Origin of the sequence: Pseudomonas sp. PDM24 (genome assembly GCF_019218905.1) — a bacterium.
GTDB lineage: Bacteria > Pseudomonadota > Gammaproteobacteria > Pseudomonadales > Pseudomonadaceae > Aquipseudomonas.
In genome coordinates, this window is the sequence record NZ_JAHUWR010000001.1 from 660477 (window position 1) to 676174 (window position 15698).

The 15698-nt window shown below is 58.3% G+C and carries 13 protein-coding genes; 4 read left to right on the forward strand and 9 right to left on the reverse strand.

Features of this window, described 5'->3' with window-relative positions:
- Nucleotides 1–85: 85 nt before the first annotated feature.
- The 4 genes from hflD to KW837_RS03060 form a co-directional block, all read right to left on the reverse strand.
- On the reverse strand, nt 86–709 hold the full coding sequence (hflD, locus tag KW837_RS03045; protein WP_218394443.1) for a high frequency lysogenization protein HflD: 624 nt from the start codon (nt 707–709) through the stop codon (nt 86–88).
- Nucleotides 706–1839, reverse strand: coding sequence for a tRNA 2-thiouridine(34) synthase MnmA (gene mnmA, locus KW837_RS03050; protein WP_123493781.1), 1134 nt, complete (start codon nt 1837–1839; stop codon nt 706–708). The genes hflD and mnmA overlap by 4 nt, the downstream gene beginning before the upstream one ends.
- A 59-nt stretch (nt 1840–1898) precedes the next feature.
- Nucleotides 1899–2345, reverse strand: coding sequence for an NUDIX hydrolase (locus KW837_RS03055; protein WP_218394444.1), 447 nt, complete (start codon nt 2343–2345; stop codon nt 1899–1901).
- Nucleotides 2346–2560: 215 nt separating this feature from the next.
- Nucleotides 2561–4786, reverse strand: a complete 2226-nt coding sequence (locus KW837_RS03060; protein ID WP_218394445.1) for an NADP-dependent isocitrate dehydrogenase — start codon at nt 4784–4786, stop codon at nt 2561–2563.
- 493 nt (nt 4787–5279) lie between these two features.
- Here KW837_RS03060 and icd point away from each other — a divergent pair, with 493 nt between their 5' ends.
- Entirely contained in the window at nt 5280–6536 is a 1257-nt protein-coding gene (gene icd / locus KW837_RS03065; RefSeq protein ID WP_218394446.1) for an NADP-dependent isocitrate dehydrogenase, read from the forward strand.
- 60 nt (nt 6537–6596) lie between these two features.
- Here icd and KW837_RS03070 read toward each other — a convergent pair whose 3' ends face one another.
- Complete coding sequence (locus KW837_RS03070) at nt 6597–6878, reverse strand: cold shock domain-containing protein (protein WP_218394448.1); 282 nt, start codon at nt 6876–6878, stop codon at nt 6597–6599.
- A gap of 224 nt (nt 6879–7102) precedes the next feature.
- Here KW837_RS03070 and clpS point away from each other — a divergent pair, with 224 nt between their 5' ends.
- The gene (clpS, locus tag KW837_RS03075) at nt 7103–7465 is read left to right on the forward strand and encodes an ATP-dependent Clp protease adapter ClpS (RefSeq protein WP_015094394.1); all 363 of its coding nucleotides are present in this window, start codon (nt 7103–7105) and stop codon (nt 7463–7465) included.
- Between the two features lie 30 nt (nt 7466–7495).
- A complete protein-coding gene (gene clpA / locus KW837_RS03080) occupies nt 7496–9766 on the forward strand; it encodes an ATP-dependent Clp protease ATP-binding subunit ClpA (protein WP_007905018.1) in 2271 nt (756 codons plus the stop codon).
- A gap of 237 nt (nt 9767–10003) precedes the next feature.
- On the opposite strand, the gene infA is transcribed toward clpA, so the two are convergent.
- The 4 genes from infA to trxB form a co-directional block, all read right to left on the reverse strand.
- A complete protein-coding gene (gene infA, locus KW837_RS03085) occupies nt 10004–10222 on the reverse strand; it encodes a translation initiation factor IF-1 (protein ID WP_002553999.1) in 219 nt (72 codons plus the stop codon).
- A gap of 258 nt (nt 10223–10480) precedes the next feature.
- A complete protein-coding gene (locus KW837_RS03090) occupies nt 10481–11188 on the reverse strand; it encodes an arginyltransferase (RefSeq protein ID WP_123493785.1) in 708 nt (235 codons plus the stop codon).
- 87 nt (nt 11189–11275) lie between these two features.
- Entirely contained in the window at nt 11276–11956 is a 681-nt protein-coding gene (gene aat, locus KW837_RS03095) for a leucyl/phenylalanyl-tRNA--protein transferase (RefSeq protein WP_123493788.1), read from the reverse strand.
- 66 nt (nt 11957–12022) lie between these two features.
- Nucleotides 12023–12982, reverse strand: coding sequence for a thioredoxin-disulfide reductase (gene trxB / locus KW837_RS03100; RefSeq protein WP_008068332.1), 960 nt, complete (start codon nt 12980–12982; stop codon nt 12023–12025).
- A 306-nt stretch (nt 12983–13288) separates the two neighbouring features.
- On the opposite strand from trxB, the gene KW837_RS03105 reads away from it, so the two are divergent.
- On the forward strand, nt 13289–15694 hold the full coding sequence (locus KW837_RS03105; protein WP_032830114.1) for a DNA translocase FtsK: 2406 nt from the start codon (nt 13289–13291) through the stop codon (nt 15692–15694).
- The last annotated feature ends 4 nt before the right edge of the window (nt 15695–15698 follow it).

The window sequence follows — 15698 nt, forward strand, 5'->3', positions numbered from 1 at the left end:
ATACATGAAAAAAATCCGCCGGTCCGTTGCCAACTGACCGGCGTATTACGCGTTACTGACTACAAAACGGTATTGCGGGCGCGGTTCAGCTGCTGCGCATCAGCGGGTAAAGCTCTTTAAGCAACTTGCGCCGACTGATCACCAACTGCCAGCGATGACCACCCAGCTGCCGCCACAGGCGCGCCGATCGAATTCCGGCCAGCAACAGCGCGCGAATCTTCGAGGCATTGCTCGGTTGCTGCAGGTTGCGCATGTCGCCATGCACTTGAATCCGTTGGCGCAGGGTGCTCAGGGTGTCCTGATACAACGCACCACAGGCGGCGATCACGTTTTCGTGAGCCGGGCCGAAGTGTTCGACCTGAGACTGAATCTGCGGCAGACGCTTGCCGATCACTTCCAGCATGTCTTGGCGCTTGGCCAGCTGGCGCTCCAGCCCCAGCATCGCCAGGGCGTAGCGCAGAGGTTCGCGCTGAAGGGTGCTGGGGTCGCGCTCCAAGGCGCCGATCAATGCTCGGTAACCGTCACGCAGATTGATGTCGTCGCCACCATAGACTTCCAGCGTGTCCTTGGGGTCGCGAATCAACAGGCTGCCGAGCATACAGGTCAGCCCGGCTTCATTGGTCTGGCCGCTCTTGGCGATCTTGTCGACCAGTACGGCGGCGAGAAACACACCGCCCAGGGCCGTCAGTTGCTCTTGAGTCGGGCTCATGAACGCTGACCCTTGCTGGTCCAGGGTTCGGCCACTTCGATCACGCCGCCGCCGAGGCAGATTTCACCGTCGTAGAACACCACGGATTGGCCTGGAGTGACCGCGCGTTGCGGGTCATCGAAGGTCGCGCGGTAGCCGTTGGCGGTCTTCTCCAGCGTGCAAGGCTGGTCGCTCTGACGATAACGCACCTTGGCGGTCAGTTTGCGCGGCTCGGTCAAATCGATCGGGTTGACCCAATAGATGTCCGAGGCGAGCAGGGCGCGGGAGAACAGATAAGGGTGATCATTGCCTTGGCCCACGATCAGTTCGTTGTGTTCCAGGTCTTTGATCAGCACATACCACGGCTCGTCACCGGCGTCTTTCAAGCCGCCGATGCCCAGGCCCTGACGCTGGCCGATGGTGTGGTACATCAAGCCGTGGTGACGGCCGATGACTTCACCTTCGGTGGTCTTGATCTCGCCCGGCTGGGCCGGCAGGTATTGCTTGAGGAAGTCGCTGAAGCGGCGCTCGCCGATAAAGCAGATTCCGGTGGAATCCTTTTTCTTCGCGGTGGCCAGGTCGTGTTTCTCGGCAATCGCGCGCACTTCGGGTTTTTCCAGCTCGCCGACCGGGAACAGGGTCTTGGCGATCTGTTCGCCGCCGACAGCGTGCAGGAAATAGCTCTGGTCCTTGTTCGGATCCAGGCCCTTGAGCAATTCGGTGCGGCCATCGATGTCACGGCGGCGCACGTAGTGGCCGGTGGCGATCAGGTCGGCGCCGAGCATCATGGCGTAGTCGAGGAACGCCTTGAACTTGATTTCACGGTTGCAGAGGATGTCCGGGTTCGGCGTGCGACCGGCCTTGTACTCGGCCAGGAAATGCTCGAACACGTTGTCCCAGTACTCGGCGGCGAAGTTGGCGGTGTGCAGCTTGATGCCAATCTTGTCGCACACGGCCTGAGCGTCCGCCAGGTCATCCATGGCGGTGCAGTATTCCGTTCCATCGTCTTCTTCCCAGTTCTTCATGAACAGGCCTTCCACCTCATAACCCTGCTCGATCAGCAGGAGAGCGGAAACGGAAGAGTCCACGCCGCCGGACATGCCGACAATGACGCGCTTCTTTTGTGTGTCAGAAGGGGCTGGATCACGCATAGGGATTCAATGAGTGTCTTGAAAAAGGACGCGATTCTAGCAGGCTGAAGCCCGCAAGGCTAAAGAGAAGGGCGGATCAGCTCGAGGCTGAAGTGTTTACCGTCCAGATAATCATCGATACAGCGGATGATCAGCTCACTGCGCCAGTTTGCGCGCTGTTGCAGCAGTTCGTCATGCGTCAGCCATTTTGCGCCGACGATACCGTCATCCAACTGATAGTCGGGGTGGTGTTTGAGCGGTTTTGCGGTGAAGCAGACCCGCTGATAAGTCACGCCGTTGCTCGGAGCGGTATAGAGATAAATGCCCACCACGCCGGTCGGCTCGACGTCCCAGCCGGTTTCCTCGAGGGTTTCGCGCACGGCGGCTTCGATCAGGGTTTCGTCCGGGTCCAGATGGCCGGCGGGTTGGTTGAGCACCGTTCGTCCGTGCTTGAGCTCTTCGACCATCAGGAAGCGACCATTGTCTTCGACGATGGTGGCGACGGTGATGTGGGGTAGCCAGTCCATAAGACTTCCTTGAATTTTGAATAGTGAAACGCGGCCCCTGTGGGAGCGGGCTTGCTCGCGAAAGCGGTGGGTCAGTCAATAAAGATGTTGAATGATAAACCGCATTCGCGAGCAAGCCCGCTCCCACATTGGACCAATGTTCACATTGGAAGGGTGTGAGCGCCAGAAACAGAAACCCCGGCACTGGGCCGGGGCTTCTTTGCATCCTTACAACCTTAAACCAGCGCAGCGATCGCGGCGTTGAAGGTGCTGCTCGGGCGCATGGCCTTGCTGATCAGCTCGGCATTGGCGTGGTAGTAACCGCCGATGTCCACTGGCTTGCCCTGGACGGCGTTGAGCTCGGCAACGATGGTCGCTTCGTTCTCGGTCAGGGTTTTGGCCAGTTCGCCGAACTGCGCTTGCAGTGCAGTGTCTTCGGTCTGGGCTGCCAGGGCTTGTGCCCAGTACAGCGCCAGGTAGAAGTGGCTGCCGCGGTTGTCGATGTTGCCGACTTTGCGCGATGGCGACTTGTTGTTGTCCAGGAACTGGCCAGTGGCCTGATCCAGGGTCTTGGCCAGCACCAGTGCTTTAGGGTTGTTGTAGGTAACACCCAAGTGCTCGAGGGAGGCAGCCAGGGCCAGGAATTCACCCAGGGAATCCCAGCGCAGGAAGTTTTCTTCCAGCAACTGCTGAACATGCTTCGGTGCCGAACCGCCGGCGCCGGTTTCGAACAGGCCACCGCCGTTCATCAGCGGCACGATCGACAGCATCTTGGCGCTGGTGCCCAGTTCCATGATCGGGAACAGGTCGGTCAGGTAGTCACGCAATACGTTGCCGGTCACCGAAATGGTGTCCTTGCCTTCGCGGGTACGGTCCAGGGTGAACTTCATCGCGTCGACAGGCGACATGATGCGGATGTCCAGGCCGGAAGTATCGTGATCCTTCAGGTAGGCCTGAACTTTCTCGATCACTACGCCGTCGTGGGCGCGCATTGGGTCCAGCCAGAAAATCGCCGGAGTTGCGCTTGCACGGGCACGGTTGACGGCCAGTTTGACCCAGTCCTGGATCGGCGCGTCTTTGGTCTGGCACATGCGGAAGATATCGCCGGCTTCAACCGACTGTTCCAGCAGAGTGCGGCCAGCGCTGTCGGAAACCCGAACTACGCCATTTGCCTTGATCTGGAAGGTCTTGTCGTGGGAACCGTACTCTTCGGCTTTCTTCGCCATCAGGCCAACGTTTGGCACGCTGCCCATGGTGGTTGGATCAAAAGCGCCGTTAGCCTTGCAGTCTTCGATCACCGCTTGGTAGATGGTGGCGTAGCAGCGATCCGGGATCACCGCCTTGGTGTCGTGCAACTGACCGTCGGTGCCCCACATTTTGCCGGAGTCACGGATCATCGCTGGCATCGAGGCGTCGACGATAACGTCGCTCGGCACGTGCAGGTTGGTGATGCCTTTGTCGGAGTTGACCATGGCCAGCGACGGACGAACGGCGTAGACCGCCTGGATGTCCGCTTCGATCGCAGCTTGTTGCTCGGCAGGCAAGGACTTGATGCGAGCGTACAGGTCGCCGATGCCGTTGTTCAGGTTGAAGCCGATCTGGGCCAGCACGTCAGCGTGCTTGGCCAGTGCGTCTTTATAGAACTCGGCAACGATCTGGCCGAACATGATCGGGTCGGAGACCTTCATCATGGTGGCTTTCAGGTGAACCGACAGCAACACGCCTTTGGCTTTGGCGTCTTCGATCTCGGCCGCGATGAAGCTGCGCAGCGCTTTTTTGCTCAGAACGGCGCAATCGAGGATCTCACCGGCTTGTACGGTGGTTTTTTCTTTCAGGACGGTGGCGGTGCCGTCTTGAGCGATCAGTTCGATTTTGACGGCGTCAGCGGCGTCGATCAGGGCGGCTTTTTCGCTGCCGTAGAAATCGCCGGTGCTCATGTGAGCGACGTGGGACTTGGAGTCTTTGGCCCAGGCGCCCATTTTGTGCGGGTGCTTGCGCGCGTAGTTCTTGACCGACAGCGGTGCACGACGATCAGAGTTGCCTTCGCGCAGAACCGGATTTACGGCGCTGCCCTTGATCTTGTCGTAACGCGACTTGGCGAGCTTGTCGGCATCGCTGGTCACGGTTTCCGGGTAGTCCGGCAGTGCGAAGCCCTGGGCTTGCAGCTCTTTGATCGCGGCCTGCAGTTGCGGAACCGAAGCGCTGATGTTCGGCAGCTTGATGATGTTGGCTTCAGGCGTAACGGCCAGGTCGCCCAGTTCGGCGAGGTGGTCGGCTACGGCTTTGTCACCCAATTGCTCGGGGAAGCTGGCCAGAATGCGCCCTGCAAGAGAGATATCGCGGGTTTCAACGGCGATATCAGCCGAGGCGGTGAAAGCCTCTACGATAGGCAACAGTGAATAGGTGGCGAGGGCTGGGGCTTCGTCGGTGAAGGTATAGATGATCTTCGAGCGGGTGGGCATATTCGGATTAACTCTCTCTTCTTTGCTAAAGCGTGCGCAGAAACTCGAGGGGCGCCGGGTAAGCGCGTTCGTTCAAAGTCATCCATGAGCCGAATGTCGAGGTTTCTTCGCGGTGATGTTGGGTGCATCAGTCGAGCGTCAAGCGGGTGGACTGCGGTAACAATCCGGCTTATTCGGGCCCAACGTCTTGTGATAGAGCGGTCGGCCGTCGTGACTCTGTGGTCAGCGGCGGCATTATACATAGGTAGCTGGCAATCTGCCGATGGTTCATATGCAACGTTTTTCGTCCATTGGTCTAAAGGTCGCAGGCGAGTGCGACGCGTAGAGTCGTTCGCCGTGCTTGAGTTTGGCGCTTTTCCCTTTGCTTTCAGGCTTGTACGTCGCGAACTGTGCAGCTTTGCGGCAGATGGGCGGAACATAGGGTTTGCGCGCCGATTTAACTGGGGTACGCTCGAACGCAGCCAGATGTTCAATCCAAACAATGGAGTACAGCATGGGATACAAGAAGATTCAGGTTCCAGCCGTCGGCGACAAAATCACCGTCAACGCAGACCATTCTCTCAATGTTCCTAACAACCCGATCATCCCCTTCATCGAAGGCGATGGTATTGGCGTTGATATCAGCCCGGTCATGATCAAGGTTGTCGATGCTGCTGTTAAGAAAGCTTACGGCGGCGAGCGCAAAATTTCCTGGATGGAAGTCTACGCCGGGGAGAAAGCGACTCAGGTTTACGATCAGGACACCTGGCTGCCTCAGGAAACCCTGGACGCGGTCAAGGATTATGTAGTTTCCATCAAAGGCCCTCTGACCACCCCGGTCGGCGGCGGCATCCGTTCGCTGAACGTGGCCCTGCGTCAGCAACTCGACCTGTATGTGTGCCTGCGCCCGGTGCGCTGGTTCGAAGGCGTACCGAGCCCGGTCAAGAAGCCAGGCGATGTCGACATGACCATCTTCCGTGAAAACTCGGAAGACATTTATGCCGGTATCGAATGGAAAGCCGGTTCGCCGGAAGCGACCAAGGTCATCAAGTTCCTTAAAGAAGAAATGGGCGTCACCAAGATCCGTTTCGACGAAAACTGCGGTATCGGCATCAAGCCGGTGTCCCTGGAAGGCACCAAGCGTCTGGCGCGCAAGGCTCTGCAGTATGTGGTCGACAACGACCGTGATTCGCTGACTATCGTGCACAAAGGCAACATCATGAAGTTCACCGAAGGTGCCTTCAAGGAATGGGCCTACGAAGTGGCCGCTGAAGAATTCGGCGCGACCCTGCTCGACGGCGGTCCGTGGATGCAGTTCAAGAGCCCGAAAACCGGCAAGAACGTCATCGTCAAGGACGCCATCGCCGACGCCATGCTCCAGCAGATCCTGCTGCGCCCGGCTGAATACGATGTCATCGCGACCCTGAACCTCAACGGCGACTACCTCTCCGACGCCCTGGCGGCCGAAGTGGGCGGTATCGGTATCGCGCCGGGTGCCAACCTGTCCGACACCGTGGCCATGTTCGAAGCCACCCACGGTACTGCGCCGAAGTACGCCGGCAAGGACCAGGTCAACCCGGGTTCGTTGATCCTGTCCGCCGAGATGATGCTGCGTCACATGGGCTGGACCGAAGCGGCCGACCTGATCATCAAAGGCACCAACGGCGCGATCTCCGCGAAAACCGTGACCTATGACTTCGAACGTCTGATGGAGGGCGCGAAACTGCTGTCGTCTTCCGCGTTTGGTGATGCGTTGATCTCGCACATGTAAACCAGCTGACAAAAAAAACCGCCTTCGGGCGGTTTTTTTATGGCTGGATGACGAGCAGCGTCAGCTCGACACTGTTTCCTGCCGGGTGGCAGGGGCGCTCTGTTCGTTCGGAGAGGTGACAGATGTGATCTTTACTGCATGCAGTCCTTTGGGGCCCTGGATGATCTCAAAGCTAACAATTTGCCCAGCCTTGAGGGTTTTGTATCCGTCCATTTCAATAGCCGAATAGTGGGCAAAGAAATCGATGTCCTTGCCATCCTCGTCGCGACCTTCTCTGGCGTCGGTGTTAATGAAACCGAACCCCTTGGCATTGTTGAACCATTTCACCTTACCGACAGCCATACCCATATCCCTCTGCAACAGACTCCATCACTGGAGTATCATCCAGTTAATCCGCAGTCTATCTTGCAAACAGGATTGACTCCGCGGACCTTTTTTACCCACTGTGGGCTCTATTGTTTGTAACACCGATTTTCCGATAGTCAAGGTGACCGGGCAGTCGGAGTTGAAAACGTTCATAACAGCCCCCACCACTGTATTTGCACAACTGACGAACCTTTCTTTCCATGCATGCAATCAGCCAGATTCGACTAACATTCAATCAGGATCGCCCTGATTTACACGACGACGATTCCGCAGGCATTGCTGTTCAGGAGGCTAAGCCTGCTCTACAGGCGCCACCGATGTACAAGGTGGTTTTGTTCAACGATGACTACACACCGATGGATTTCGTCGTCGAAGTGCTCGAGGTGTTTTTTAACCTGAATCGCGAGCTGGCGACCAAGGTCATGCTGGCCGTCCATACAGAAGGACGGGCAGTATGTGGAGTGTTTACCCGCGACATCGCGGAGACCAAGGCCATGCAGGTCAACCAGTACGCCAGGGAAAGCCAGCATCCGCTACTCTGTGAAATCGAGAAGGACGGTTAATCGCCGACCACTTGGGTATGAGGTGAAGCTATGTTAAACCGCGAGCTCGAAGTCACCCTCAATCTTGCCTTCAAGGAGGCTCGCTCGAAGCGTCATGAATTCATGACTGTCGAGCACCTTCTGCTGGCCCTATTGGATAATGAGGCTGCCGCCACCGTTTTGCGTGCCTGCGGCGCAAACCTCGACAAACTCAAGCATGATCTGCAGGAGTTCATCGACTCCACCACGCCATTGATCCCTCTTCATGACGAGGATCGTGAAACCCAGCCAACCCTGGGCTTTCAGCGTGTACTGCAACGTGCTGTCTTTCATGTACAGAGCTCGGGCAAACGCGAAGTGACTGGCGCTAACGTGCTGGTCGCAATCTTCAGTGAGCAAGAGAGTCAGGCAGTGTTTCTGCTGAAACAGCAGAGCGTTGCGCGCATCGATGTCGTCAACTACATCGCCCATGGCATTTCCAAAGTGCCAGGGCATGGCGATCACTCTGAAGGTGAACAAGATATGCAGGACGACGAGGGCGGTGAGTCTTCTTCTTCAGGCAATCCTCTGGATGCTTATGCCAGCAACCTCAACGAACTCGCGCGCCAGGGTCGTATCGATCCGTTGGTAGGCCGTGAGCTGGAAGTCGAGCGCGTCGCGCAGATCCTTGCGCGTCGTCGCAAAAACAACCCGCTGCTGGTGGGCGAGGCCGGCGTGGGTAAAACCGCGATTGCCGAAGGCCTGGCCAAACGCATTGTCGACAACCAGGTGCCGGATCTGCTGGCCAACAGCGTGGTGTATTCCCTCGATCTGGGGGCTTTGCTGGCGGGGACCAAATACCGCGGCGATTTCGAGAAGCGCTTCAAGGCGCTGCTCAATGAGCTGAAAAAACGTCCGCAGGCGATTCTGTTCATCGACGAGATCCACACCATCATCGGTGCGGGCGCTGCGTCCGGTGGCGTCATGGATGCGTCGAACCTGCTCAAGCCATTGCTGTCTTCGGGCGACATTCGCTGCATCGGTTCGACCACGTTCCAGGAGTTCCGTGGGATCTTCGAGAAGGACCGTGCCCTGGCTCGGCGCTTCCAGAAGGTCGATGTGTCGGAACCTTCGGTGGAAGACACCATTGGCATCCTGCGTGGCCTGAAAGGACGTTTCGAAGCGCACCACAACATCGAATACAGCGATGAAGCCCTGCGCGCCGCTGCGGAACTGGCCTCGCGTTACATCAATGACCGGCACATGCCGGACAAGGCGATCGACGTCATCGACGAGGCGGGCGCCTACCAGCGTCTGCAGCCGATCGAGAAACGCGTGAAACGCATCGAAGTGCCTCAGGTCGAGGACATCGTCGCGAAAATCGCGCGAATTCCGCCAAAACACGTCACCAGTTCCGACAAAGAGCTGCTGCGTAACCTTGAGCGTGACCTGAAACTCACGGTATTTGGCCAGGATGCGGCGATCGACTCGCTGTCGACTGCGATCAAACTGTCCCGTGCCGGCCTCAAGTCACCTGACAAGCCAGTCGGTTCGTTCCTGTTCGCAGGGCCGACCGGTGTCGGTAAAACCGAAGCCGCGCGGCAACTGGCCAAGGCGTTGGGTGTCGAGCTGGTTCGCTTCGACATGTCCGAGTACATGGAGCGCCACACCGTATCGCGTCTGATCGGTGCGCCTCCAGGCTATGTCGGGTTCGATCAGGGCGGTTTGCTGACCGAAGCCATCACCAAGCAGCCTCATTGCGTGCTGTTGCTCGATGAAATCGAGAAGGCGCATCCGGAAGTCTTCAACCTGCTGTTGCAGGTCATGGACCACGGTACGCTGACCGATAACAACGGGCGCAAGGCGGACTTCCGTAACGTGATCGTCATCATGACGACCAACGCCGGTGCCGAAACTGCGGCACGTGCTTCGATCGGTTTCACCTATCAGGACCACTCGTCCGATGCGATGGAAGTGATCAAGAAGAGCTTCACGCCGGAATTCCGTAATCGTCTGGACACCATTATCCAGTTTGGTCGCCTCAGCCATGAGGTCATCAAAAGCGTGGTGGACAAGTTCCTTACCGAACTTCAGGCGCAGCTGGAAGACAAGCGCGTGCAGCTGGAAGTGACGGACGCAGCGCGTGGCTGGCTGGCAGCGAGTGGCTACGACACGGCAATGGGCGCTCGTCCAATGGCGCGTTTGATCCAGGACAAGATCAAGCGTCCACTGGCCGAAGAGATCCTCTTTGGCGAACTGGCCGATCATGGTGGTGTGGTACACATCGACCTCAAGGACGGCGAGCTGACCTTCGAGTTCGAGACCACGGCTGAAATGGCCTGACGTTAAACCGCAGCAAAGCAAAAAGGCGCCGATTGGCGCCTTTTTGCTGCCTCGAGAAATACATAAGTCCCCTGTGGGAGCGGGCTTGCTCGCGAAAGCGGTGGGTCAGCTTGCATCAATGTTGAATGTGAAACCGCATTCGCGAGCAAGCTCGCTCCCACATTGGATTTAAGGTGGTTGTTAAATCGCAGGCAAACAAAAACGCCCGGCATAGCCGGGCGTTTTGTATTGACTTGATTAGCGAGCGCGGTAGGTGATGCGCCCTTTGCTCAAGTCATAGGGCGTCAGCTCGACGCGCACTTTGTCGCCGGTAAGAATACGGATGTAGTTCTTGCGCATCTTGCCGGAGATATGCGCGGTTACGACGTGCCCATTTTCCAACTCCACACGAAACATGGTGTTGGGCAGGGTGTCGACGACAGTGCCTTCCATTTCGAAGCTGTCTTCTTTCGACATGCAGTAAAGCCCTCGGTGTCCAATGAATGGCCCGGTGCAACTGCGCCAGGCAAAAGCGGCGTGCATTGTGCCCGAAAAATGGGGTTTAAGCCAAGGGGTTAGTGTCCTGTCTCACAAATACGTTCCTCTTTTGGCGAGTGGCTGTTGTCGTCAGGCAAGGCGCCGCGACGAGTCATAGCCCGCTATGGCAAGGAGCGGCAACGCAGCATGATGACAACAGACGCCGTCAAAAAGGAACAGTATTTGCGAGACAGGGCACTAGCTCAGGATGACCCAACGCTGATTAATCAGCAGTTCGATAGGGCGATATTGGGTCTTGTAGCTCATTTTTTTGCAGTTTTTGATCCAGTAGCCGAGATAGACGGCTTCCAGCCCCAGGCGTCGGGCTTCGCCGATTTGCCAGAGGATTGCATAGCGCCCCAGGCTACGACGCTCCTCCGCGGGTTCATAGAAGGTGTAGACCGCCGACAGGCCGTTGGGCAGCAAGTCAGTGACGGCCACGGCCAGCAGGCGGCCTTCGAGACGAAATTCGTAGAAGCGGGAGAATGGCAGATCACGTACCAGGAAGGTCGAAAACTGGTCGCGGCTCGGCGGATACATATCGCCGTCGGCATGACGTTGTTCGATGTAGCGCTGATACAGGTCGAAGTACTCTTCGCTGAACTTTGGTCTGGCCGGACGCACCTGTAAGTCGGCATTGCGTTTGAGAATGCGTTTTTGCTGACGGTTGGGGGTAAATTGCGCCACAGGAATGCGCGCCGGTACGCACGCATTGCAATGCTGGCAATGCGGCCGGTAGAGATGATCGCCACTACGACGAAAGCCCATTTCCGACAGATCTGCGTAGACATGCACATCCATGGGCTGACTAGGATCGAGGAACAGCGTCGTGGCCTGCTCCTCGGGCAGATAGCTGCAAGAGTGGGGCTGAGTGGCATAAAACTTCAAACGCGCCAACTCGGTCATGATCAACCCTCGGGATAAGCTTTTGATTAGGGGGCGCTCTCAATGAGTTTCCCCGCATTAAGTGTAAGCCACACGCGCCAATGTCGCTCAGCAAACCCAAGTGGCGCGGCCCGGTTGATCCAGGTGTCGCGCAAGGTAGCCGGCAAATTCGCGGCGGGGAATCGCTCGGGCACCCAGGCTGTGCAGATGATCGGTAGGCATCTGGCAGTCGATCAGCACAAAACCCGAGTCTTTCAGGTGTCGCACCAGGGTGGCGAAGCCATATTTGGAAGCGTTGTCGGCGCGGCTGAACATCGACTCGCCAAAAAACAACTGCCCCATAGCCAGGCCGTAGAGCCCGCCGACCAGCGCGCCATCGTCCCAGACTTCCACCGAATGGGCGTAACCACGCCTGTGCAGTTCGACATAGGCATCCTGCATCGCTTGGGTGATCCAGGTGCCGTCAGCGTACTCGCGCGGTGCGGCGCAGGCGCGGATGACCGCGGCAAAATCCCGATCGAAGGTCACTTGATAGCGTTGTTGGCGCAGCAGTTTGTTCAAACTACGGGAGATATGCAGTTCGTCGGGAAACAGTACTGTGCGCGGGTCCGGCGACCACCAGAGAATCGGCTGGCCCTCCGAGAACCACGGAAAGCAGCCGTGACGATAGGCTTGAATCAGGCGATCGGCGGACAGATCGCCGCCCGCGGCCAGCAGCCCGTTGGGGTCGCGCATGGCTTTTTCCAGCGGCGGGAAGGTCAGGGTGTTGCGTTGTAACCAAGTCAGCATGGCATCCGGGCTTGCAGAAGGGGAGGGTGGTAGCGGGCCGTTGAGCCCGCCTGAGGAGGTTAACCGTCAAACGGTGGGGATGTCATCGAGATACTTCTCGGCATCCAGCGCGGCCATGCAGCCGGCCCCGGCGGACGTCACCGCCTGGCGGTAAATATGATCGGCCACGTCACCGGCGGCGAACACGCCTGCAATGTCCGTGGCGGTGGCATCACCTTCGCTGCCGCCCTTGATCAGCAGATAACCGTCGCGCATTTTCAGCTGGCCCTGGAACAGGTCGGTATTGGGCTTGTGGCCAATGGCGATGAATACGCCGGCCAGCGGCAAGTCATTGGTTTCGCCCGTATGGCTGTGCCGCAGGCGGGCACCGGTCACGCCGCTGGCATCGCCCAATACTTCGTCCAGATTCTGGTTCCAGTGCAGGCGGATATTGCCGTTGGCGGCTTTTTCGAAGAGCTTGTCCTGGAGGATCTTCTCCGAGCGCAGTTTGTCGCGACGGTGAATCAGGTGGACTTCCTTGGCGATGTTCGACAGATACAGTGCTTCTTCCACGGCCGTGTTACCCCCGCCGACCACCGCGACCACCTGATTGCGGTAAAAGAAGCCATCGCAGGTGGCGCAGGCCGAAACTCCTTTGCCGGCAAAGGCTTCTTCCGATGGCAGCCCCAGATATTGGGCCGAAGCGCCGGTGGCGATAATCAGTGCATCGCAGGTGTAGGTGCCGCTGTCGCCGATAAGCTCGAACGGGCGCTGTTGCAACTTGGCCGTATGGATGTGGTCGTAAACGATCTCTGTGTCGAAGCGTTCGGCGTGTTTTTGCATGCGTTCCATCAGTACCGGGCCGGTCAGGCCTTCGACGTCGCCGGGCCAGTTGTCGACTTCGACGGTGGTGGTCAGCTGGCCACCTGCCTGTATGCCGGTGATGACAACGGGTTTGAGGTTGGCGCGAGCGGCATAAACGGCTGCGCTGTAACCGGCGGGGCCGGAACCCAGAATGATCAGGCGGGAATGCTTCGCTTCAGTCATAAAAACACCTCATAAGCCTTTGTCACAAAAGAGAATGCATGCTCAAATTGGACCGCGCGTACTGTGCTGTTGGCTATGCTGCACCCAAGGGTCTCAAGCATGGCATCGGGTGAACAAACCCGTACAATGCTCGCTTGTAACAGTGTTTGTATCAAAAAAGCGGTGCGTGCCGTATTTCGAAAAACCGGGGCGCAGTGTTAAAAGTAGTCTCAGTTGCGCCTGTTAACTTTTTTACCTGCCTGGATTGGGCAGTTTTTATAGTCATTCAACAGATGGACGCGCCATGGGCGCAGGAAAAGAAGCGTTTTGAAGAAATCCACCGCAGCACCTAAAACAGTCGTCCCGCTCTGGCGCCAGCAATTGCACTACCGGCTCAAGGAAGGTGCATTGATCGCCATCGGCGCCTTGTGCCTGTTCCTGATGATGGCTTTGTTGACCTACGGCAAAGACGATCCGGGCTGGAGCCATAACAGCAAGATCGACGATGTGCAGAACTTCGGCGGGCCGGCCGGCTCTTACAGCGCCGACATCCTGTTCATGGTCCTGGGTTACTTCGCCTACATTTTCCCGCTGTTGCTGGCGATCAAGGCGTATCAGATCTTCCGCCAGCGCCACGAGCCGTGGCAGTGGAGCGGCTGGCTGTTCTCCTGGCGCCTGATCGGCCTGGTATTCCTGGTGCTGTCGGGTGCGGCGCTGGCCCACATCCATTTCCATGCGGCGACCGGTCTACCGGCCGGCGCGGGCGGCGCTTTGGGCGAAAGCCTCGGCGATCTGGCCCGGAACGCGCTGAACATCCAGGGCAGCACGCTGTTGTTCATCGCGCTGTTCCTGTTCGGCCTGACAGTGTTCACCGACCTGTCGTGGTTCAAGGTGATGGACGTCACTGGCAAGATCACCCTTGATCTGTTCGAACTGTTTCAGGGCGCGGCCAATCGCTGGTGGGCGGCCCGTGTCGAACGCAAGCAACTGGTCGCCCAGCTGCGTGAAGTCGACGATCGCGTGCATGACGTGGTCGCGCCGACTGTCACCGACAAACGCGAGCAGGCCAAGGTCAAGGAGCGCCTGATCGAGCGTGAGCAAGCCCTGAGCAAGCACATGTCCGAGCGCGAGAAACAGGTGCCGCCGGTGATTGCCCCGGCTCCGCCCAAACCGGCAGCTCCCAGCAAGCGCGTGGAAAAAGAGAAACAGGCGCCGTTGTTCGTCGACAGCGCCGTGGAAGGCACCTTGCCACCGATCTCGATTCTCGACCCCGCGGAAAAGAAACAACTCAATTATTCGCCCGAATCCCTGGCGGCCGTCGGCCACTTGCTGGAAATCAAGCTCAAGGAATTCGGCGTCGAAGTTTCGGTGGATTCGATTCACCCGGGCCCGGTGATTACCCGTTACGAAATCCAGCCAGCAGCCGGCGTCAAAGTCAGCCGCATCTCCAACCTGGCGAAAGACCTGGCCCGTTCCCTGGCCGTGACCAGCGTGCGTGTCGTGGAAGTGATTCCGGGCAAGACCACGGTCGGCATCGAGATCCCTAACGAAGACCGGCAGATCGTGCGGTTCTCCGAGGTCTTGTCGACCCCCGAGTACGATAACTTCAAGTCCCCGGTCACCCTGGCCCTGGGTCATGATATCGGCGGCAAACCGGTCATCACCGACCTGGCAAAAATGCCGCACTTGCTGGTGGCCGGTACAACCGGTTCCGGTAAGTCGGTGGGCGTGAACGCGATGATCCTGTCGATTCTGTTCAAGTCCGGCCCGGAAGACGCCAAGCTGATCATGATCGACCCGAAAATGCTTGAGCTGTCGATCTACGAAGGCATTCCGCACCTGCTGTGCCCGGTGGTCACCGACATGAAGGACGCCGCCAACGCCTTGCGCTGGAGCGTCGCCGAGATGGAACGGCGCTACAAGCTGATGGCGAAAATGGGCGTGCGTAACCTGTCGGGCTTCAACGCCAAGGTCAAGGAAGCCCAGGACGCCGGCGAGCCGTTGAGCGATCCGTTGTACAAGCGCGAAAGCATCCACGACGAGGCACCCCTGCTGCAAAAACTGCCGACCATCGTCGTGGTCGTGGACGAATTCGCCGACATGATGATGATCGTCGGCAAGAAGGTTGAAGAGCTGATCGCCCGTATCGCCCAGAAGGCCCGTGCGGCCGGCATCCACTTGATCCTCGCGACCCAGCGTCCGTCGGTGGACGTGATCACCGGTCTGATCAAGGCGAACATTCCGACCCGTATGGCGTTCCAGGTATCGAGCAAGATCGATTCGCGGACCATCATCGACCAGGGCGGCGCCGAACAACTGCTGGGCCACGGTGATATGTTGTACATGCCGCCGGGCACCAGTCTGCCGATTCGTGTTCACGGCGCGTTCGTGTCCGATGACGAGGTTCACCGGGTGGTTGAAGCCTGGAAACTGCGTGGTGCGCCGGAATATAACGACGACATCCTCGCCGGTGTCGAAGAGCCCGGTAGCGGCTTTGAAAACGGCGGCGGTGGCGGTGACGATGATGCCGAAACCGATGCGCTCTACGACGAAGCGGTGCAGTTCGTCCTGGAAAGCCGTCGTGCGTCCATCTCTGCGGTTCAGCGCAAGCTGAAAATCGGCTACAACCGCGCGGCGCGCATGATCGAAGCCATGGAAATGGCGGGGGTCGTGACGTCCATGAACACCAACGGTTCGCGTGAAGTCCTGGCCCCCGGCCCGGTGCGCGACTGATCCG